The sequence below is a fragment of the Candidatus Poriferisocius sp. genome (assembly GCF_965202595.1).
Lineage (GTDB): Bacteria > Actinomycetota > Acidimicrobiia > Acidimicrobiales > Bin134 > Poriferisocius.
Genome location: NZ_OZ241836.1, coordinates 1790312 through 1810341, shown reverse-complemented (window position 1 = coordinate 1810341; position 20030 = coordinate 1790312). Strand labels below are relative to the sequence as shown.

The window sequence follows — 20030 nt, the reverse complement described above, 5'->3', positions numbered from 1 at the left end:
GGGTCAAATTTGCTGTTGAACTTGCATAACCCCAGGTAAGAAGGCTTGTTCCCACCGTTTTCCGGCAAACTGTCACCATGGTCCGGATGATGGTTACATGGCATTACCCCTATGTGAACAACCCCCGACCCGGTTCGCTCCGACCCTGGTGTCGAAAGTTCCGGCCCACCAGCAGAGCCCATCACCGGCCCCGCGGTCACCTTCTGCGGCTTGCTGGCTGCGGCGGGCTCTGGCGGCGGCGGGCCTGCTCCTGTTTCTCTGGCTCAGCTCGTTGCTGGCTGGCCAGTTCCAGGGGGCGCTGACCCTCGATGATCCTGCGATGTTGTCCCGGCCCGCTGCTCCCCAAGCGTCTCCTGGCTACGTGATTGTGGGGGACACCGCCCTGCCGATCATCGAGCCGGGCAATGATTGAATTTCGGTGGTCGGGGGTTGAGGCATGGCAGGAGCTTCGGTGGTCAGGGGGTGATGTATCGCAGGAACAGGGTGTGGTTCTGGGCCAGCACCCGAACCAGCCGGAGTCGGTCGAGCCGGGGGGGAGCACCCCTGGTCATCCGGTGGGTGTCGCCACCGGCCAACGCCGGCGAGATGGTCCAGCACACCTCGTCCACCAGCCCGGCGGCCAGGAGCTGCCCGTTGAGGCTGGGTCCGCCCTCGGCCAGCACCACCCGGGCTCCCGACCGGCCCATCCGGCGCATGGCTTGTTCCATGTCCACACGGTCTGTTCCCAAGCGGTGGATCTCGGCGACCGTCCCGGCCTCGGCCAACCGCTCGGCGGGCGGATCGGTCACGGTGAACAGCACCGGCGGCGGGTGGTCGTCGAACAGGGCCGCGGTGAAGTCCAGCTCCAGCGATCGGCTCACCACGGCCAGGCGTGGTCTCGGGGCCTGGCTCCGAAGCGTTCGGCTCGCAGCCGTTCCAGGGCTGGTTCGTGGAGGTCCGTAGGCCTCGCGCCTAACGGTCTCTGCCGCAACCAGTATGAAATCGGCCACGGCCCGGATGGCCGCGAACACCTCCCGGTCCTCCGGCCCCGACAAACCCCCGGACACGCCGTCGACCGCCGTGGCTCCGTCCGCCGAGGTGATCATATTCAGCATCAACCATGGTCGATCGGAGTGGGGAGCGCGGTCGTCGGACGCATACAGGGCAGCCGGGTCCACACCGGTTGCGAACCGCGGAAACAATTGATCCACCGGTCTTCGACCGTAGCAGGCGGGGGTTCACCGGAAGATTCCAATGATCCACCAGAAATCCACAGAAAAATCCCAATCTCCTCCTTACTGTCCACAGGCTTCTTGCTCTACCGTGACCGATTGCTGCGGAGTGGGTGGCCGGAATGGTGGATGGTGCCGACGACCGTAGTGGGGTTCAGGCGATTCCTTGAGAGGTTAGGCCCACCGCAGGGATGGGCTTTCATGCCTCGTGCAGAGGCCTCTTTGACCTGGCCACCCACACCGCAGCCTAAAAATTCGTCGCTAATCTACGAGGATGGGATGCGCTTTTTGGGCCGCATTCCGTTGAGGAGTGCTGATGGCTCTGGTATCTGACCGCATCGGGATCGGCCTGGGCCGCCATTTCAGCCGTGCCGGCACCCATCCCTACGACGAGGTGGTCTGGCACCGCCGCGATGCCCGGATCACCGGTGCCGGGGGTGAGGTTGTCTTCGAACAGGCCGGGGTGGAGTTTCCCGAGAGTTGGTCGGTCAACGCCGGCAACATCGTGACCCAGAAGTACTTCCGGGGAGGGCTGGGAACCCCGGAGAGGGAAACCTCCCTGCGTCAGGTCATCGACCGGGTGGTGGACACGCTGGTGGATTGGGGTACCCAATCGGGGCACCTGGCCGACCCCGAGGAGGCCGCGGCGTTTGCCGGCGAACTCCGCTGGCTGCTGGTCCACCAGAGAGCTGCGTTCAACTCGCCGGTCTGGTTCAACCTCGGGGTTTCCGGTGCTCCCCCCCAGTGCTCGGCCTGCTTCATCTTGTCGGTGGACGACACCATGGAGTCGATTCTCGATTGGTACGGGGAGGAGGGCCGCATCTTCAAGGGGGGTTCGGGCGCGGGTGTCAACCTGAGCCGTATCCGCTCCCGCAGGGAGTCGATGAGTGGGGGAGGCACTCCCAGCGGCCCGGTGAGCTTCATGCGGGGCGCGGATGCCTCGGCCGGCACCATAAAATCAGGGGGTAAGACCAGGCGGGCGGCCAAGATGGTGGTGCTGGACATCGACCACCCCGATGTGGCGGAGTTCATCTGGTGCAAGGCCATTGAGGAGCGCAAGGCCCGGGTGCTTCGCAATGCCGGGTTCGACATGGATCTGGATGGCTCCGACCTCCACTCCATCCAGTACCAGAACGCCAACAACTCGGTCCGCCTCAGCGATGCGTTCATGTCGGCGGTGGCCGATGACCGGGATTGGCATCTCACCGCTCGCACCACCGGTGAGATTGTGGAAGCGGTGCCGGCGCGAGAGCTTCTGTCCCAGATCGCTCGGGCGGCCTGGGAGTGCGCCGATCCCGGAGTGCAGTTCGAGACCACCATCAACCGGTGGAACACCGCGGCCAACACGGGTCGCATCACTGCCAGCAATCCCTGCTCCGAGTATCTCCACCTGGACAACTCGGCCTGCAACCTGGCCAGCTTGAACCTGTTGCCGTTCATCGGCGACGGCGGTGTGGTTGATGTGGAGGGTTTCAGCGCCGCGGTCCGGGTGATGACCGTCGCCCAGGAGATCCTGGTCGACCCTTCGCACTATCCAACCGAGCAGATCGGTGACACCACCCGCCGGTTCCGCCAACTGGGCCTGGGCTATACCAATCTTGGGGCCACGCTCATGGCCCAGGGCATGGCCTACGACTCCGACGAGGGTCGGGGTCTGGCCGCCTCGGTGACCGCGTTGATGACCGGGGTGGCCTACGATACCTCGGGGCGCCTGGCCGCCCGCCTGGGCTCCTTCGAGGGGTTCGCCGAGAACCGGGAGCCCACGAAACGGGTGCTGCGGATGCACCGGGACGCGTTGAGCCGTTTGGAGGCTGAGCCCACGCCGCCGGGGGTGCTGGAAGCGGCCCGGGCGGCGTGGGATGCCGCGGTGGAGTGGGTCGACACGGTCGGGGTCCGCAACTCGCAGGCCACCGTTCTGGCTCCCACCGGGACCATCTCGTTCATGATGGACTGCGACACCACCGGTATAGAGCCCGACCTGGGTTTGGTCAAGACCAAGAAGCTGGTGGGGGGCGGTACCATTCCCATCGTAAACCAAACGGTTGATCGGGCACTGCAACGGCTGGGTTACAGTCCTGACCAAGCTGCCGCTATCAAGGCTCATATTGATGAGCGGGGCACGGTTCTGGGGGCTCCCCATCTGGCCCGGGAGCATCTGGCGGTGTTCGCCTGCTCCATGGGCGACAACGTGATCTCCCCGGGCGGCCACATCGCCATGATGGCTGCGGTGCAGCCCTGGCTCTCGGGGGGGATCAGCAAGACGGTAAACGTTCCCGAGGACACCACCGCAACGCAGATCCAGCAGCTCTTCGTGGATGCATGGCAGATGGGGGTGAAGGCCCTGGCCGTCTACCGGGACAACTGCAAGCTGGGCCAACCCCTGTCGGTGTCCGGTTCCAACGGCACTCCCGACCGTTCTGTGGTGTCCGGTTCCAACGGCACTCCCGACCGTTCTGTGGTGTCCGGTTCCACTGGTGTTTCCGACCGTTCTGTGGTGTCCGGTTCCACTGGTGTTTCCGACCGTTCTGTGGTGTCCAGCTCCAACGGCACTCCGGAAGTGGCGGTCATGCCTGAACGGCAACGTTTGCCCAGGTCCCGAACCAGCCGGACATTCGAGTTCCGGGTGGCCGACTGCAAGGGTTTTGCCACTGTCGGGGAGTACGAGGACGGCCGGCCCGGAGAAATCTTCATCCGGGTTTCCAAGCAGGGCTCCACCCTGGCCGGGGTCATGGACGCATTTGCGATGGCGGTAAGTCACGGTTTGCAGTACGGGGTACCGGTGCGGGCCTACGTGGATGCCTTTACCGGGATGCGTTTCGAGCCGGCCGGCATGACCGACGACCCCGACATCCGCATTGCCACCAGCCTCATCGATTACCTGTTCCGCCGGTTGGCGGTGGAGTATCTCGGGGCCGAGGAGCGATTCGGATTGGGCATCTACACCACCGATGAGCGCACCCAGCCCACCCTGCCCGGGATGGAGGAGCAGATTGCGGCAACCATGCCGGCTGGCAATGTGTATCCCGATCCTCCGTCGCCGTTCACCCGGCGGGGCCCTCAGGACTCGTCCGCTCCGGTCTGTTCCAACTGCGGGACGATCATGGTCCAGTCCGGAAGCTGCCACGCCTGCCCCGGTTGCGGTGCGACTTCGGGTTGTTCCTGAGTGTTTTTCCGGTGGTGCGACTTTGGGTTGTTCCTGAGTGTTTTTCCGGTGGTGCGACTTTGGGTTGTTCCTGAGTGTTTTTCCGGTGGTGCGACTTTGGGTTGTTCCTGAGTGTTTTTCGGTGGTGTCACTTCGGGTTGTTCCTGGGTGCTTTTCCGGTGGTGTCACTTCGGGTTGTTCCTGAGTGCTTTTCCGGTGGTGTCACCTCGGGTTGTTCCTGAGTGCTTTTTCCTGATGTCTGGTTCTTGCTTATGGAGGTTGCCGGCTAGCGGCTAGCCTCGGCTCTACATGGATACCGGCGGGTTGCGGGCCCTGGACTGGGAGGGTGGCTCCGACGGTGCGGTGGCGATGGTTGATCAGACCGCCCTGCCCGGCACTCTCCGCGTGTTGAGCATCAACGCTGTGGATGACATGGTGGCGGCCATCCAGCGCCTGTCGGTGCGGGGCGCTCCGGCGGTCGGAGTGGCCGGAGCCTTCGGGGTGGTGCTGGCCACCAGGGCTTTCGGTCCCTCAGGTCCCCGGTTGGACGATGCGATAGCTCGGTTGCGCCGGGCTCGGCCCACCGCGGTGAACCTGGCTCGCATGGTCGACCGGGCCGCGGCCAGGATCCCCGAAGGATTCGATGCCGTGCTGGCCGAGGCCCTGGCCATCCGCGACGAGGAGCTGGCTGCGTCGGTGGCTATGGGCGTTCTTGGTGCCGATCTGGTGCTTGAGCTGGTCGGTCCGGGCCCCGTGAGGGCCATGACCATCTGCAATACCGGTGGTCTCGCCTCGGTCGAGCGGGGCACGGCGCTGGCAGTCATCCAGACGGTGCACGAGCGGGGCCGGCTGGCCGAGGTTCTGGCCCTGGAGACGAGACCGTTGCTCCAGGGCTCCCGGCTCACCGCTTGGGAGTTGGCCCGCATGGGCGCTCCCCACCGGCTGCTGGTGGATTCGGCCGGCCCGTTCATGCTGGCCCGGGGGCAGGCCGATGTGGTGCTGACCGGAGCCGACCGTGTGGCCGCCAATGGTGACACGGCCAACAAGGTCGGTACTTTCTCGCTGGCGCTGGGGGCTCGCCATGCCGGGGTGCCCTTCATCGTGGTGGCCCCCGAGTCCACCGTGGATATGACCACCCCGAGCGGCGACAGCATCGAGATCGAGGATCGGGGGGCCGGGGAGGTCGTGTCGGTGGTCGGTGTGGCCACGGCTCCGAAGGGCACCAACGCCGTCAACCCCGCCTTCGACATCACTCCGGCCGGGCTCATAACCGCCCTCGTGACCGACCAGCGGGTCGTCCGCCCGGACCGCCACGAGTCGCTCCTCCCGCTCCCCGGCGCGGCCCGGGATCAACCCCCCGCCGGGAGGTTCACAACGAACGACATCCCCGCCCCCACGCGGAGGTCATGACCCATGCGTGACCGGGAGGTTCAGTTTTCGAGCTGGTCGGCTGTTTCGACGGGTGCCATGACCCATGCGTGACCGGGAGGTTCAGCGGCACGGGATCGGCAACGGTCGGCGATGGTGGGACCGCGAGGTGGGTTATGAGGTTTACATACGGTCGTTTGCCGACGGCAATGGTGACGGGGTGGGGGATCTGCCCGGCTTGACCGGGCGGTTGGATCACCTGGCCTGGCTCGGGGTGGGCATTGTGTGGATCACCCCCTTCTACCCGTCGCCCATGCGGGACTTCGGCTACGACGTGGCCGACTACACCGGGGTGGACCCGCTGTTCGGCACGCTGGACGATTTCGACGACTGCATCGCCGAGGCTCGACGTCTGGGGCTCCGGGTTCTCATCGACCTGGTTCCCAACCACACCTCCGACCAGCATCGGTGGTTCCAAACATCCCGGGCCGACCCGGACGGTCCCCTTAGGGGTTTCTATCACTGGCGGGATCCGGCTCCGGGGGGCGGGCCCCCCAACAACTGGGTGTCGCATTTCGGAGGACCGGCCTGGACCTACGACGAGTCCTCCGGGCAGTACTACCTGCACCTGTTTTTGCCCGAGCAGCCCGACCTGAACTGGTCGAACCCCAATCTGGTGCGGGAGTTCGACCAGGTGCTGCTGTTCTGGTTGGACCGGGGGGTGGACGGCTTCCGGGTGGACGTGGCCCAGGGGCTGGTGAAGAACATGCTCATGCCCGACAACCCGCAGCGCTTCCCGGTCGCCCCCAACATGAGCCCCCGCCAGGTGTTCGACTGCTATGACCACCGATACGACCTGGATCAGGCGGGCAACGCCGCCATCTACCGCCGCTGGCGGGCCATCGTCGAGGACTGCGATGCCATGCTGTTGGGGGAGGTCTACCTGAGGGACAACAATCCCAACCGGGTGAGCCGGTACGTGGCCAAGCAGGACGGGTTGCACCGGGCCTTCTATTTCGCTCCCATGCACACGCCCTGGGATCCGCCGGCCATGTGGTCCACATTCCGGGATGCCCTGGACGCCGCGCCCCAGGACCTGTCCTGGGCGATCAGTAGCCACGACGACCCCCGGGCCCCGACCCGGCTGGGAGGTGGCGAGCTGGGCCGGATTCGGGCTCTGTCCTACAGCGTGTTGCTGTTCGCCCTGCCCGGCCTGCCGTTTCTGTACCAGGGCGATGAGCTGGGTCTGACCGACGTGGATGTGTCCCCGGACCAGCGGCGCGACCCGGTGGCCGTTCGCAACCGGAACCCCGGCGACGGCCGGGACGGCTGCCGGACCCCGATGCCGTGGGCCCCGGGGCCGGGGGGAGGATTCACCGATGGGCAGGAGCCGTGGCTGCCGGTGGGTCGCGCCGATACCGAGACCGTGGCGGTCCAGCGGGACGATCCCAGCTCGATCCTTCACAAGTACCGGGAGCTGCTGGCGGTGCGCCGGGAACTGGAAGACCTTCATACCCACAGCAGGGGTGCCGGTGACCCGTATGCCGGCAACCCTGCTTCTGGTACTCCTCCCGTGGGTGATCCTTATGCCGGTACTCCTCCCGTGGGTGTGCCTCCGGGCGGTGGGTTGGAGTGGTTGACCGATCGGTCGGTGCCGGTGATCAGCTTCCGGCGGGGCGATTGTGTTTGTGCCCTGAATGTGGCCGAGGTTCCGACCGAATTACGATTGCCACCCGGGCAATGGCAACTGGCGTTTTCATCCCGCCGGCCCGCCGGGGCGGTGGTCGAGTCGGCCATCAGCCTGGATGCTCCCGAAGGGGTGCTTCTGGTCCGTGTGCCCGGCAAGTCAAATACGAGGCCAACCTAACCAACGGTTCGAAGCCCTGCCCCCGGGAACGGGGATACCGGCGACTTACGGGTGTCGGTGAATGGCAGGACTTACAGGACTTACAGGGTGGTGACGTAGCCTCCGTCCACCGGGATCACGGCACCGGTCAGGTACGACCCTCCCCGCCCGGATAGGAACAGGGCCACACCGGCCATGTCCTCGGGCCGCCCCAGCCGCCCCAGCGCGGTGGCCGCGCTGATCTCGTCCCCCATGTCGTTCAAGGTTTTGGCCATCATCTTGGAGTGAAATGCCCCCGGTGCGATGGCGTTGACCGTGATGTGGTGGCGACCCAGCTTTTTGGCCATGACCCGGCTCATGTGATGCACGGCCGCCTTCGCTGCTGAGTAGGAGTAGTTCTCGATATCGGGGGCGTGCAGGCCCTGCACCGAGCCCAGGTTGATCACCCGGGCGGGATGGTCGGGGGTGGCTGCTGCTTCCAGCAGGGGGAGCAGGGCTACGGTCAGGTGCCAGACCCCCTTCACGTTCAGGTTCAGCACCCGGTCCCACGCCGAGTCGGGGAACTCCCGCAGGGGTGCCCCCCAGGTGGCACCGGCGTTGTTCACCAGGATGTCCAATCGCTCGGTATGCTCGCCAACGGCCTCGGCCAGGTCCAGGCAGCCCTGCTCGGAGGACAGGTCGGCAACGATCGCCTCTACGGGTCCGATGTCCGATAGGCGCTCCACCGCCCCGTCGAGTTGGGCCTGCTTGCGGGAGGCGATAATGACCCGGGCTCCCGCCCCCAAGAAACCCTCGGCGATCATGGCCCCGATACCGCTGCCCCCGCCGGTGACCAGGGCAATCCTGCCGTCGAGACCGAACAGGTTGGCCGGGTTGAGCCCGGTCATAAGTTCCCCTGTCCAAAGTTGAGCCCGGTCATGGTGCCTCCTGTCCAAAGTTGAGCCCGGTCATGGTTTCAGCTCCAACAGTAGGTGGCGGCTGAGGTCGCCCAGATGGTCCACCAGCATGATCCTTTGGTCGAACCACCAAACGTTGTCGATGCGGTGGAAGGTGTCGTGATAGCGGCCGGTGATGATTGGTTGCAGCGGGAAGTCGTCCAGTTGCTGGAAAACGGTGTAGTAGGAACGGGCGGCGGCGGTTCCCGCGCCGTCATCCACCTCGATCATGGCGTTGGTGGTGACGTGTTTGGTGCGGGGGGTGCCGCAGGGATAGAGGCGGACGGAGTTCTGGTACAGGCCCAGAACCTGGTCGCGTCCCGCCAGCACCTGGTCCACCGGGGCCTCGGGGGTGGTGACAATGCAACCGTGGGTGAACAGATCGGCCACCCCCTCCAGGTTTCCGGTATCGATCCGCTCGGCATAGGAGTACAGGAGGTTCTCGATCAGGCGGGCACTATCGCTCATGGCCGGCAATCTAACCGGATCGGGTCGGGGCATCGTGATTGTCGAACTAACCGGGTCGGGGCATCGTGATTGTCCACCAGCATGATCCTTTGGTCGAACCACCAAACGTCGGCGGTGCGTGGCAGAGTAGGGAGGTGATTTTGTTGTCGATACCCAGTCCGGGTTCCAGCAGCCTGGAGATCGGTCCTTTGGATCTAAGGGCCTATGGCCTGATGATCGCCCTCGGGGTTCTGGCCGCGGCCTGGTTGTTCACCCGGCGGTTCACCCGGAGGGGTTATTCCTCCGATCTGGCCGGCTCGGCCACGGTGTGGGCGGTAGTAGCCGGGCTGATCGGGGCTCGTGCCTACCACGTGGTCACCGACTGGCGAACCTTCCGGGACAACGATAACTGGGGCGAGGCCTGGCAGATCTGGGAGGGTGGCTTGGGGATTCCCGGCGCCGTCATCGCCGCGGCTGCGGCCCTGTGGGTGTTCGCTCGCCGCAGGGGCATACCGCTGGCCGATATTGCTGACTCGGTTGCCCCCGCCCTGCCGCTGGGTCAGGCCATCGGGAGGTGGGGCAACTGGTTCAACCAGGAACTCTACGGGCGTCCCACCGACCTGCCATGGGCGCTGGAGATCGACTCCGAGCATCGCCGCCCCCAGTACTACGCCGACGAGACCTTTCATCCCACCTTCCTCTACGAGAGCCTGTGGAACCTGGCCCTGGTCGGGGTCCTGCTGTGGGCCGGCAAGCGCTTCGTGCTGAAGCCCGGCCGGCTGTTCGGGTTGTACGTTCTGGGATACTCGCTGGGACGGTTGTGGATCGAGACCATCCGGGTTGACCCCGCCAGCCAACTGGCCGGGGTGCGGGTAAACATCTGGCTCATGCTGGCCCTGATCGGCGGTTCGGTGCTCTACCTGCTGCGGGGCCGCCGCGGCCAAGGTGCCGAAAACATCACCTTTGGGGACTCGATCCGGTAAGCTACAAGCGCGGGACCGACCATATTTCCTGTTTCCTGCCGCGGTCCGCACCATAGATGACAGAAGATTTCCGCTTTTTGGGCGTGGCCTCGGACTTGGTGGCATCGCTCAAGCAACGGGGTATCCACACCCCGTTTCCCATCCAGACTCTCACCATCCCCGACGCGCTCGCCGGTCGTGATGTTTGTGGCAAGGCCAAGACCGGGTCGGGCAAGACCCTCGCTTTTGGTCTGCCCCTCATCGAGAAACTCTCCGGGGCCGACTCCAACCGGGTACGGGGGCTGGTACTGGTGCCCACCCGGGAACTGGCCGTGCAGGTGTCCGAGGAGCTGCGGCCGCTGGCCCGGTGCCGGGGGCTGGATCTGGCTCCGATTTACGGCGGGGCCCCCATGGAGGCCCAGATTGGTAAGGTGAAGGCCGGCCTGGACATCATCGTGGCCACCCCCGGACGGCTCATCGACCTGATCGATCGCCGGGCAGTGTCGGTGACCGAGCTGGAGATCGTGGTGGTGGACGAGGCCGATCGCATGGCCGACATGGGGTTCTTGCCCCAGGTCGAGTGGATCCTGCGCCATGTGAAGTCCCGTCACCAGACCATGCTGTTCTCCGCCACCCTCGACGGTGTGGTTGACACCCTGGTTAGCCGGTACCAGGTCGACCCGGTTCGCCACGAGGTCAGTTCCCGGCAGGTCACGGTGGAAGAGATGCAGCATCGGTTCATGGCCGTTCATGAGATGGACAAGGCCAAGGTGGCCGCGGCCATTATTCGGGCCTCGAACCGCACGCTGGTTTTCTCCTCCACCCGCCACGGATGCGATCGCCTCTGCCGCAAGCTCAGGGCCGAGAACGTCGGAGCCGAAGCCATTCACGGCAACCTCAACCAGAAGATTCGAGAGCGCTCGCTGGCCAGATTCGCGGCCGGTGAGGTGCAGGCCCTGGTAGCCACCGACGTGGCGGCCCGGGGGTTGCACATCGAGGATCTGGATGTGGTGATCCACTACGACCCGGCCCCCGATCACAAGACCTACCTGCACCGCTCGGGGCGCACTGCCCGGGCTGGGGAGTCGGGCATGGCCGTCACCCTGGTGCTGTGGAACCAGGAGTTGGAGGTGAAAAGGCTCCAACGCCGGCTGTCGCTGGACATCCCCATCGTTCAGATTTTCTCCAACGACGACCGGTTGGAGGCCCTCGACCGGTGGGACCCGGTGGTTGAGGCCGTCTAGGACCCGAGCTGCGGTTCATCTTTTCGGCCAGAAGTGGGTACATCTCTTCGACCCGGGGGCAGGGGTATCGCCTGGATCGAGAGTAAGTCGACCGGGGGCAGGGGTATCGCCTGGATCGAGAGTAAGGGCTTGAGCCCGGGATCGCGGTCCCGCTAATGTTATGGGGTTCATCAAGAGCGGCTCACCGCCGGGGACATCGTGCCCCGATGGAGGGTCCAGCAACCTGGGAGGGACACCCAAGGTGCTCACCCGCTCCGGCGGGAGATGTGGTCACCGGCTCGGCCGGGGGCAACCAAGTGTCCGGGCCTGCCGGTGGCAGGGTCTGCCCTCCCTACAGAAAGCGTGAAGGGAGGACCATGTCATCAGCAAGCAACCCCGGCCGGGGAAACCACCCTCCAACCCCTCCCGCCGCCGCCGGACCTACCCATCCCCGGGGTTACAGCACCGATCTGCCGGTAACCGGCGCGTGGCAACCCGGCCACCCTCCCGGCCACCGCCGGTTCTTCACCCTGGATCGCCCCCACTCCTTCGAGCTCGAGGGCGGCGGGGCACTGCGAGGGGTGACGGTGGCCTACGAGACCTGGGGTCGGCTGGCTTCCGACAGCTCCAATGCGGTGCTCGTCTGCCACGCCCTGACCGGTGATTCCCACGTTGCGGGGGAGGCCGGCCCCGGCCACCCCACCCCCGGTTGGTGGGGGGACATGGTCGGGCCGGGCAAGGTTCTGGACACCGATGAGCTGTTCGTGGTCTGCGCCAACGTATTGGGCGGATGCCAGGGCAGCACCGGACCGGCGTCTCCCGATCCCGGCACCGGTGCCCCTTACGGCTCTTCGTTCCCCACGGTGACGGTGCGAGACATCGTGCGCACCCAGCGGCGGCTGGCCGACCACCTGGGTATCCCGAGATGGCTCACGGTGATCGGAGGTTCCATGGGGGCCATGCAGGCCCTGGAATGGGCGGTCATGTTCCCCGAGCGGGTGAGTTCGGTGTGCTCTCTGGCCGGCTGCATGGCGGCCAGCGCCCAGCAGATCGGCTGGTCGGCGGTGGGGCGCACCGCGCTGGCGCTGGATCCCAACTGGCGGAGGGGCGACTACTACCGGAACCCGCCGGGTCAGGGGCCCAGTGCCGGGCTGGCCATCGCCCGGTCGCTGGCTCAGATCACCTACCGGTCCGATGAGGTGTTCGAGAGTCGCTTCGGTCGGGAGCTGTTCGACACCCACTCGGTGTACGGTGCCTGGGACCGCTTCCAGGTGGAGTCGTATCTCGACTACCACGGGGAGAAGCTGGTGAGGCGGTTCGATGCCAACACCTACCTGGTGCTCAACCGGGCGATGGATCTGCACGACATTGGCCGGGATCGGGGTGGTATTGCCGCCGCCGCCGCCCGGATATCGTCACCGGTGCTGTCTTTGAGCATCAACAGCGACACGCTGTACCCACCCCGCCAGCAGGTTGATCTCCACGACGCGGTGGTTGCTGCCGGTGGTCGGTGCCTGTACACGGTGGTGGACAGCCCTCATGGTCATGATGGTTTCCTGCTGGAGGTGGAGGCGGTGGGCCGGGCCATCAAGGATTTTCTGGAGAAGGTGGTTAGCGATGCCCGCTGACACCTCCTTGCACCCTCCCGATCCGGCGGAATACAGCCAAAGGGGCCAAAGGGGCCAAAGGGTGGGGGCCCCCGATCCTTTGGAATACAGCCATCCGGACACGGTGGCCGTCCTGGCCGGCCGCCGCTCGGGGGGGGCGGAGCTGGCTCCCACTCTGTTTCCCACCACCACGTTTCGCATCCCATCACTGGAGGCCGGCCGGCGCATGGCGCTGGACCCGGCGGAGAGCCACTACTACACCCGCAACGGCAACCCCACCGTGCGGGCCTTCGAGGAGGCCATGGCGGATCTTGAGGGGGCCGAGGCAGCCCGGGCCTTCGGGTCGGGCATGGGGGCGGTCACCGGTGTGGTGCTGGGCCTGTGCTCGTCGGGCGACCACATAGTGGCCCAGCGTCAGCTCTACTCCGGTACGCAGTTCCTGCTCCAAGCGGTGTGCCCCCGCTTCGGTATCGAGGTGACCTTCGTGGACGGCACCGAGCCGGGAGCGTTCCGGGCCGCGGTGCGACCGGGCCGAACCATGCTGGTTTTCGCCGAGAGCCCCGCCAACCCCTGCCTGGATCTGGTTGATCTGGAGGAGCTGGGTGCCATTGGGGGGCCGCTGACGGTGGTGGACTCCACCTTTGCACCCCCGAACATCACCCGGCCGCTGGACTACGGCGTGGATCTGAGCCTGCACTCGGCCACCAAGAGTCTCGGCGGCCACAACGACGCCACCCTGGGGGTGGTGTCGGGCGGCACCGATCTGATCACCTCGTTGTGGGGGTTCGCCGTCATCCAGGGGGCCAATGCCGCTCCGTTCGATGCCATGAACGGTCTCCGGGGTTTGCGCACCCTGGGGGTTCGCATCGAGCGTCAAAGCGCCACCGCCCAGCAGGTGGCCGAGGCCCTGTCGGATCACCCCGGGGTGGAGGTGGTGCGGTATCCCGGATTGGCCGCCCATCCCCAGCACGAGCTGGCCCGGCGGCAGATGCGGATGTTCGGGGGTCTGCTGGCCTTCGATCTGGCCGGTGGGTTCGAGGCGGGGGAGCGGTTCATCCAAGCGGTGAGGCTGGCTCAGGTGGCAACCTCGCTGGGCGGTCCCGAGACGCTGGTTACCCACCCGGCATCCACCACTCACGCCGGGCTGACCCCCGACGAGCTGGCTATGGCCGGTATCGGGCCGGGAACCGTCCGGGTTTCGGTGGGCCTTGAACACGGCGACGACGTGGTTGCCGACCTGCTTCACGCCGCGAGCAGGGCCACTGCCTACGGAGATGATTGATCTCCGAAGCGGCATTGGGGCGCGCGAGGCTGGTGGGTATGGGCGCTAGCAGTGGGTCGGCGGGTCGGCTGGTGCTTTTGGGGCTTGTGCTGGCGCTTGTGCTGGCGCTGCTTATGGTGATGGCTGGGCCGGTGATGGCCCAAGACCGGTCGGGGGGATCCGCCCCGGTCGCCCAGGCTGGCGAACCCGATTCCCAGCCCACTCCGTTGCCGGGGATGTCCGATGATTCCCGGGTCACCCCGTCGCCGGGGATGTCCGATGATTCCCGGGTCACCCCGTCGCCGGGGAACTCGGATGAGGAGGTCCGGGTGGTGCTGGCCCTGCTGATCGCGGTGGCCGCGGTTGCCCTGCTGGGCACCTTGATCTATTGGGTACGAACCGGCGACGGTGCTCGGGGCAAAGGCCGGGATTTGCCGAACACTCCTTGATCGGGGGGTACGCTGTAGTGGTGGCCGGCGAGCTGGATGTGGAGGCGATGATTACCCGGTTCCGGGAGCGGGCCGAGGCGGTCAGGACCCGTCCGCTGCCCCCGGTGGCCGGTGAGGAGCGGACCCTGTTCATCCGCCGGGCCCAGGAGGACTTCCAGGATTTTGCCATCATCGGCGATGCCATCGGCACCATTGAGGACGGCTTTCTGGTCTTGCGGGTGGATTTGCGCCCTCCCGCCGACCCTTGATCCCGGAGCCGTGGGCCAGGCCAATCGTTCGCGGCTTGCTTGCGATGTGCCACCAATTCGCCTTGATCCCGGAGCCATGGACCCATCCGGCAACCTGAGGTTGCGCGACGTTCTGGCTGCCATCGACGCGGCCAACGCCGACGATCCCCACACCATCGTGGTTGAAGGGGTGGCCCGACCCAAGGAGCAGGCCCATGCCGAGCTCATGACCGGATGGGTGCAGCGCCTCGATCCCGGGGCCGACGAGGCCCAGATGGTGGCGGCCCGGGCCCATCACTTGCGGCGGTGGGTGGTGCCCCGGTCGGATTTCCCCGAGGGTCGGGCCGGCTACCTGCGGTGGCGGGCGGCCCAGAGCAGGCGCCAGGCCGCCGACGTGGTTCGCATCGCCACCGCGGCGGGCTATGACGATGACTTCGCGGCCGAGGTGTCGGCCATCGTGGCCAAGCAGGGCTTGGGAACCGACCCCCGGGTGCAAACCCATGAGGATGCCCTGTGCCTGGTGTTCCTGCAAACCCAGTTCGAGGCTTTGGCGGCCAAGTTGGGCGACGATCACATGACCGGGGTGCTGGCCAAGACCCTGGCCAAGATGAGCCCCCCGGCCCGGGCCATCGCTCGGGATCTCCCGCTCAGCCCCCAAGCCAAAGCCCTGCTCGACGCAGCCGGCGGCTGATTCCTGGTCTTGGGGGTATTGCAGTGGGGCTGATTCCTGGTCTTGGGGGTATTGCAGTGGGGGTATTGCCGGCAGCTTGCTATGCTGGGTTCACACGCGGATGTAGCTCAGTTGGGAGAGCGACACCTTGCCAAGGTGTAGGTCGCCGGTTCGAGCCCGGTCATCCGCTCCAGACTCGCTCCAAGTTGTGCATTCGAGCCGCGATGATGTGGTCCGAGCGGTTGTTCCTCGGCGCTTGTCAGGGGCTCGCAAACTCGTAGGCCTCCGGTGGGGTGGCCTCGGGATTCTTGAACAGCATCACCTGGCAGGGCTCCGCCTCCAGTCCCGCCGGGCACCGGATCACCGGCCAGGGCACGCCGGTGCGCTCCATCGGGATCAGGAAGTGCATAACCGCCACGTGGGTGCGGTAGATGGGTACCGGACCTTTCCCGAAGGTCAGGGGATGGTCCTCGGTGACCACCGCCAGATCCAGGTTCTGCCCGTAGCAGCCACCTGCTACCTGACGGCCGCAGGTACCGCACGGGTGCAGGTCGATCACGAAGGCATCGTCGGTTTCGGTCACGGTTATCTCCGCGAAGTTTCCCTTCTGCATGGCGGCCCACTGCCGCACCCGTACCTCGGCCGGTCGGGACACGTCATGGGTCATCCACCCCAGCAGTGTGTGCTCCCCGGCGAAGCGGATGCCCGCCTCCAGCACATCGGGCCCCCAGGCCCGGTACACCTGAGACAGCACCGATGCCAGCCGGTCGCACTCGACATCGTGGATTCGGCGGTAGCTGGCTTCCAGGGTGTCGTAGCAAGCCAGGGCTGCCTCGTGGTCACCCTGACCGATGAGCTGCTCTATGCGGTTGGCCCGATCGGGGCGACGGCAACCGACTATATCCTCTTCGGTCAGCCCGTGAAGCAGTGCCGACCGGTAGGTATCGTCGGCTGAGCCCACCTGCTGGAGGCCATCGATTCCGTAGTGCTTGGCGACAAAACACTGGGTGGTGGCGATCCACGCGCCGAAGCCGTCGATGAAGCTCCGGTAGCCCCGGTCGATGCGGCGAAAAACCTCGACCGCTTCAGTTGGGTCGCCGGCCAGTGCCCCCGCCAGCTCGGCCCGGGGGGACAGGGAGAGCTCGGCCAGCTCGTTAGGGCTCAGCAGGCGTAGATTGTTATTGCTCATCGGTGGGGTTCAGCAGGCGCGGGTTGTTATTGCTCATCGGCTCTGGTGGCTGGACGGGTCAGCGGAGGCTGCGGCGGTAGCGGGACCACTGGTCGGGACGCCAGCAGTCCTGGTCCTCACCCCATCCGGTGGTGTTGTCGAAATCCCAGAGGGTGGTGCTCACCCAGGTGAGCATCTTCGGATAGGGGCTGAAGACGATGCGGCTGACCGGAGTGCCCACTGCTCGCAGCTCCCGGCCCAGCTCGTCCACCGCCTCCAGCACGAAGGCGGTGGCGTAGCCGTGCTCGGGGTGACGCTCCACCCGCCGCCGGCCGCTGACGATGCCGGCCCGGACACCGTCGCGCCGGTAGTAGCCCGCGCTGATGGGGTCGTGGTTGTCCTTGGGCAGCGAGTAGCACAAGAACGCACTTTGGGCCGACGCAGTGGCGAAGGAGTAGCCGATGCGGAAACCCCGCAGATCGCTGCGAGGCCCCCATGATCGGTCCCGCATGGCGCAGCAGTCCACATCTATTTCCTCGCCGTGCAATCTGATGCGCCCGGTGACGCGGCCGGGCTGGTCGATGTGGCTGGCGATGGTGAACGGGGGGTCCCCACGGGTGAACACGTGGGGTGGGGTGAGGGCATCGAAGCGCAGCTCGGCCTCGAACAGGTCCCGGTAGCGGTAGCCCAACTCGTAGCGGGTGAGGGGCTCGATCACCCGCACTCGCATGCCGGTGGGCAGCGTGGTATCCCGCAGGTCGAGGCCGCCGGGCAGGGGGAGGCTGTGGTTGTAGTCGAAGAAGGGCACTTCCCACGGCAGGTGGGCGGTGTCGTCCCACACCATGGCTCCACCCCCGGCTATGCCCAGGTTGGGGCGGATCCAGCTATAGAGGTAACCCATCATGCTGCGCTCGGGAACGCAGAAGGCGAACCAGCAGGTCTCGGTTTCCCACGGGTCGTCGGACGGGGGGTGGAAGTTGTCGTCCTCGGGCCCGATCAGGGTGTCTTCCATGGCCATCTCCTTTACCGGATGCCTTCTTTATAGGCCCTTACCGGCCGCCGCACTCAACTTCCACGCCACCACCAAAGTTGATCCCCTACACTGTTGGTGCTGGCCGCTGCGGTGGCCAGACCCGCGCCGGTGCCCGAGTGGACTAAGGGAGTGGCCTGCAAAGCCATGATTCACGGGTTCAAATCCCGTCCGGCGCTCCATCCGAATTCACGGGTTCAAATCCCGTCCGGCGCTCCATCCGAATTCACGGGTTCAAATCCCGTCCGGCGCTCCATCCGATTCTTGTGGGCTGACGTGGTCAGGGGGCACACGCGATCCCGTTGCGGTCGCGGTCCAGCCGGTAGGGGTCCACCCCGGGGGTTTTCACCGTGACCGGCCGCTGCGATCGGTTCAGGTCTCCGCAGTTCAACGCATCACCGGGCCGGTTCGGCAAGCAAGGGGAGTAGGCGGGGTGGCACCGCGGCCCAGTGGTCAGGTTGGACATGAATGGGATAGCAGAAAGGTCCAATATGATTGGAATTATCGGGATTATCGGGTATCTCGGGCGTATTCTGATCACCGGAGTGATCTCGACCGTGGCGGGATCCAAGTCGATGGTGGTATCAGCACAATCAGTATCAGTATACCTTGAAATAGCATTATATTCAGCTTCATCCATGGATAGTTTCCATCTAACCTTGATCGTGGTCCACCACACCAGGTACGGGCACAAGATATCGATGTTGGGGGGCCGCCATCTTGCGGGATCATCGGCCCCCTTGCTGCGATTGGAAACCGCCGATACTGCGATCAGGTGGTGGTCAAAAACCAAATCGTTGGCGTAACGCTGCCGAGTTGCTGCGTCCCAGGCCCAACCACCGGACTGGTGGGCCTCGGCCAGGGGTACAACGTGATCCACATCCAAGTCTCCTGGCGTGTTCGTCCCCACATTGTCGTAAGGGCTGACCCAGTAACCCCGGCGCACTCTCCCACCCCTTATTTCGGCCGGCACCCGCGACTCGGCCGCCAGAACCTCCTGGCGGGTGTCGAGCCCATCCCTGTCGTCATCGGTCCAGTGCCTCCAATCCCGGCGGTTGTAGCCGGTGTAGCGCTCCGGTTGGATCACTATCCGGGTGAGCATCTCAGCCAGTGAGGCCGGTGGCTCGGGATCGGGTAACGAATCGGTTTCTGTATTTTCGCCGGGTCGTGGCGACGAGTCGGTTTCTGTATTTTCGCCAACCGGTTGCGTGGGCAGGGGCAGAGCAGGGGCGTGAAGCACCGGGGTGACAGCCGTGGCGAGTATCAATGTTCCCAGCACCGCTGGGATGAACCTGATCCGATGACGATTCACAAGAGCCATAGGGGAAACGCGAAGACTCGTAGGTCAACTAGCCCAATAATAGTAACTGGTCAGGTTCGGTGCCTCTCAGGGGTTGAGCCCCCGGCTCGGTTGGCTTGTTAACCAAATAACCGAGCAAGGTTGTTACTGGTAATGGATGGGGTGGCTGGTGCTGCTAGCCTGCTTTGTTCGGGGCCGTTAGCTCAGTTGGCTAGAGCACCTGCATGACGCGCAGGGGGTCAGGGGTTCGAGTCCCTTACGGCCCACCTCATGGTTGTCGACCGGTCCAGTGATCGACGCCGGTTGGGCTGGTTGCTGGCCGGGGCCGGGATTTTGGCGGTGTCCACCGATTCTTTGTGGATTCGGGTGTCGCAGGCCGGCGGGGTGGATGTGGCGTTCTGGGTGGCGTGCTGCTCGGTGCCTCTCTACACCATGCTGGGCCGCCGGTTGGACGGTTGTTGGCCGCTGGAGGCATTCCTTCGACATCCCCGGCCTCATCTGGTGGTGGGCGCGCTGTCGGGGGGTAGCCAACTCTGCTTCATCATCGCCGTCACCCAGACCCGGGTGGGCAATGTGGTGGCCATAGTGGCTGCGGTGCCGCTTCTGGCTGCGGTGTGCGCCTGGGTGATGCTCAGGGAGCGGATCGGTCCGAGGACGGGCATCGCCATCGCGGTAACCATGGCCGGTATCGGGGTGATCGTGTCGAGTTCGCTGGGAGGGCCGACCGTGACCGGTGACCTCCTGGCCGTGCTGGCGGTGATCGGTTTCTCGGTGAGCCTGACCATGTGGCGGCTCTATCGCGACATGAGCCGGCTGGTGGGGCTGTCCCTGGGTGGGGTGATAACCGTGGTGGGCACGCTGTTCGTGGCATCGCCGCTCTCGCTGGATACCCGTGCCTACCTGTCGATTGCCGCCATGGGGCTGGTGTTCAACCCCCTCGGCCGCCTGGGGCTGTCCACCGCGCCCCGCTATGCCCCGGTGGCCGACGTGGCCCTGTTCGCCCCGGTGGAGACCGTGGCCGGAACCGTTTGGGCCGCCCTGTTCCTGGGCGAACTGCCCCCACCGGCGGCTGCGGTCGGTGCCGTGGTCGTTTTGGCCGGTGTCCTTTACGGCACCTTGGGAATCACTCGTCCTCGGGTCTCAGCCTCCCCGGATTAGCCCGAGGCAACCCTGCAACCGCGACC

The 20030-nt window shown here is 65.7% G+C and carries 18 protein-coding genes and 3 tRNA genes; 15 read left to right on the top strand and 6 right to left on the bottom strand.

What is annotated here, in order from left to right; translation table 11 throughout:
• The first annotated feature begins 97 nt into the window (after positions 1–97).
• Complete coding sequence (locus ACOGXC_RS08325; protein WP_419917732.1) at positions 98–412, top strand: hypothetical protein; 315 nt, start codon at positions 98–100, stop codon at positions 410–412.
• Positions 413–455: 43 nt separating this feature from the next.
• Here ACOGXC_RS08325 and ACOGXC_RS08320 read toward each other — a convergent pair whose 3' ends face one another.
• Positions 456–1094, bottom strand: a complete 639-nt coding sequence (locus ACOGXC_RS08320) for a dihydrofolate reductase family protein (protein WP_419917731.1) — start codon at positions 1092–1094, stop codon at positions 456–458.
• Between the two features lie 433 nt (positions 1095–1527).
• Here ACOGXC_RS08320 and ACOGXC_RS08315 point away from each other — a divergent pair, with 433 nt between their 5' ends.
• The 3 genes from ACOGXC_RS08315 (at position 1528) to ACOGXC_RS08305 (ending at position 7588) form a co-directional block, all read left to right on the top strand.
• The gene (locus tag ACOGXC_RS08315; RefSeq protein WP_419917730.1) at positions 1528–4374 is read left to right on the top strand and encodes a vitamin B12-dependent ribonucleotide reductase; all 2847 of its coding nucleotides are present in this window, start codon (positions 1528–1530) and stop codon (positions 4372–4374) included.
• Positions 4375–4677: 303 nt separating this feature from the next.
• Positions 4678–5763, top strand: coding sequence for an S-methyl-5-thioribose-1-phosphate isomerase (gene mtnA / locus ACOGXC_RS08310; RefSeq protein WP_419920048.1), 1086 nt, complete (start codon positions 4678–4680; stop codon positions 5761–5763).
• Positions 5764–5827: 64 nt separating this feature from the next.
• A complete protein-coding gene (locus tag ACOGXC_RS08305) occupies positions 5828–7588 on the top strand; it encodes an alpha-amylase family glycosyl hydrolase (RefSeq protein WP_419917729.1) in 1761 nt (586 codons plus the stop codon).
• Between the two features lie 80 nt (positions 7589–7668).
• Here ACOGXC_RS08305 and ACOGXC_RS08300 read toward each other — a convergent pair whose 3' ends face one another.
• Both ACOGXC_RS08300 and ACOGXC_RS08295 read right to left on the bottom strand, forming a co-directional pair.
• On the bottom strand, positions 7669–8454 hold the full coding sequence (locus ACOGXC_RS08300; protein WP_419917728.1) for an SDR family oxidoreductase: 786 nt from the start codon (positions 8452–8454) through the stop codon (positions 7669–7671).
• Between the two features lie 60 nt (positions 8455–8514).
• Positions 8515–8970: a nuclear transport factor 2 family protein gene (locus ACOGXC_RS08295; RefSeq protein WP_419917727.1), complete on the bottom strand. Its 456-nt coding sequence runs from the start codon at positions 8968–8970 to the stop codon at positions 8515–8517.
• A gap of 134 nt (positions 8971–9104) precedes the next feature.
• Here ACOGXC_RS08295 and lgt point away from each other — a divergent pair, with 134 nt between their 5' ends.
• From lgt to ACOGXC_RS08255, 8 genes are all read left to right on the top strand, one after another.
• Positions 9105–9932 (top strand): prolipoprotein diacylglyceryl transferase, encoded by an 828-nt coding sequence (lgt, locus tag ACOGXC_RS08290; protein ID WP_419917726.1) that lies wholly within the window; start codon positions 9105–9107, stop codon positions 9930–9932.
• A gap of 56 nt (positions 9933–9988) precedes the next feature.
• On the top strand, positions 9989–11155 hold the full coding sequence (locus tag ACOGXC_RS08285; protein ID WP_419917725.1) for a DEAD/DEAH box helicase: 1167 nt from the start codon (positions 9989–9991) through the stop codon (positions 11153–11155).
• 356 nt (positions 11156–11511) lie between these two features.
• Positions 11512–12762, top strand: a complete 1251-nt coding sequence (gene metX, locus ACOGXC_RS08280; protein WP_419917724.1) for a homoserine O-acetyltransferase MetX — start codon at positions 11512–11514, stop codon at positions 12760–12762.
• A complete protein-coding gene (locus ACOGXC_RS08275) occupies positions 12752–14023 on the top strand; it encodes a trans-sulfuration enzyme family protein (RefSeq protein WP_419917723.1) in 1272 nt (423 codons plus the stop codon). Before metX ends, ACOGXC_RS08275 begins: the two co-directional genes overlap by 11 nt.
• A gap of 38 nt (positions 14024–14061) precedes the next feature.
• Positions 14062–14451, top strand: a complete 390-nt coding sequence (locus tag ACOGXC_RS08270; protein ID WP_419917722.1) for a hypothetical protein — start codon at positions 14062–14064, stop codon at positions 14449–14451.
• A gap of 20 nt (positions 14452–14471) precedes the next feature.
• A complete protein-coding gene (locus tag ACOGXC_RS08265) occupies positions 14472–14699 on the top strand; it encodes a hypothetical protein (RefSeq protein WP_419917721.1) in 228 nt (75 codons plus the stop codon).
• Positions 14700–14775: 76 nt separating this feature from the next.
• Positions 14776–15369 (top strand): DUF4202 domain-containing protein, encoded by a 594-nt coding sequence (locus ACOGXC_RS08260; protein ID WP_419917720.1) that lies wholly within the window; start codon positions 14776–14778, stop codon positions 15367–15369.
• Positions 15370–15465: 96 nt separating this feature from the next.
• Positions 15466–15541, top strand: a tRNA-Gly gene (locus tag ACOGXC_RS08255).
• 66 nt (positions 15542–15607) lie between these two features.
• Here the strand turns inward: ACOGXC_RS08255 and ACOGXC_RS08250 are convergent.
• Together ACOGXC_RS08250 and ACOGXC_RS08245 are read right to left on the bottom strand one after the other, a co-directional pair.
• Entirely contained in the window at positions 15608–16537 is a 930-nt protein-coding gene (locus tag ACOGXC_RS08250; protein WP_419917719.1) for a hypothetical protein, read from the bottom strand.
• Positions 16538–16595: 58 nt separating this feature from the next.
• A complete protein-coding gene (locus tag ACOGXC_RS08245) occupies positions 16596–17528 on the bottom strand; it encodes a DUF7065 domain-containing protein (RefSeq protein WP_419917718.1) in 933 nt (310 codons plus the stop codon).
• 123 nt (positions 17529–17651) lie between these two features.
• Between ACOGXC_RS08245 and ACOGXC_RS08240 the strand changes: the two genes are divergently transcribed.
• Positions 17652–17728: transfer RNA gene (locus tag ACOGXC_RS08240), tRNA-Cys, on the top strand.
• Between the two features lie 98 nt (positions 17729–17826).
• Here the strand turns inward: ACOGXC_RS08240 and ACOGXC_RS08235 are convergent.
• Positions 17827–18825 carry a GmrSD restriction endonuclease domain-containing protein gene (locus ACOGXC_RS08235; protein WP_419917717.1) on the bottom strand — a complete coding sequence of 333 codons (999 nt, stop codon included), beginning with the start codon at positions 18823–18825 and terminating at the stop codon, positions 17827–17829.
• A 213-nt stretch (positions 18826–19038) separates the two neighbouring features.
• Between ACOGXC_RS08235 and ACOGXC_RS08230 the strand changes: the two genes are divergently transcribed.
• A tRNA-Val gene (locus ACOGXC_RS08230) sits at positions 19039–19112 on the top strand.
• A gap of 4 nt (positions 19113–19116) precedes the next feature.
• Positions 19117–20004 carry a DMT family transporter gene (locus tag ACOGXC_RS08225; protein WP_419917716.1) on the top strand — a complete coding sequence of 296 codons (888 nt, stop codon included), beginning with the start codon at positions 19117–19119 and terminating at the stop codon, positions 20002–20004.
• Positions 20005–20030 lie beyond the last annotated feature (26 nt).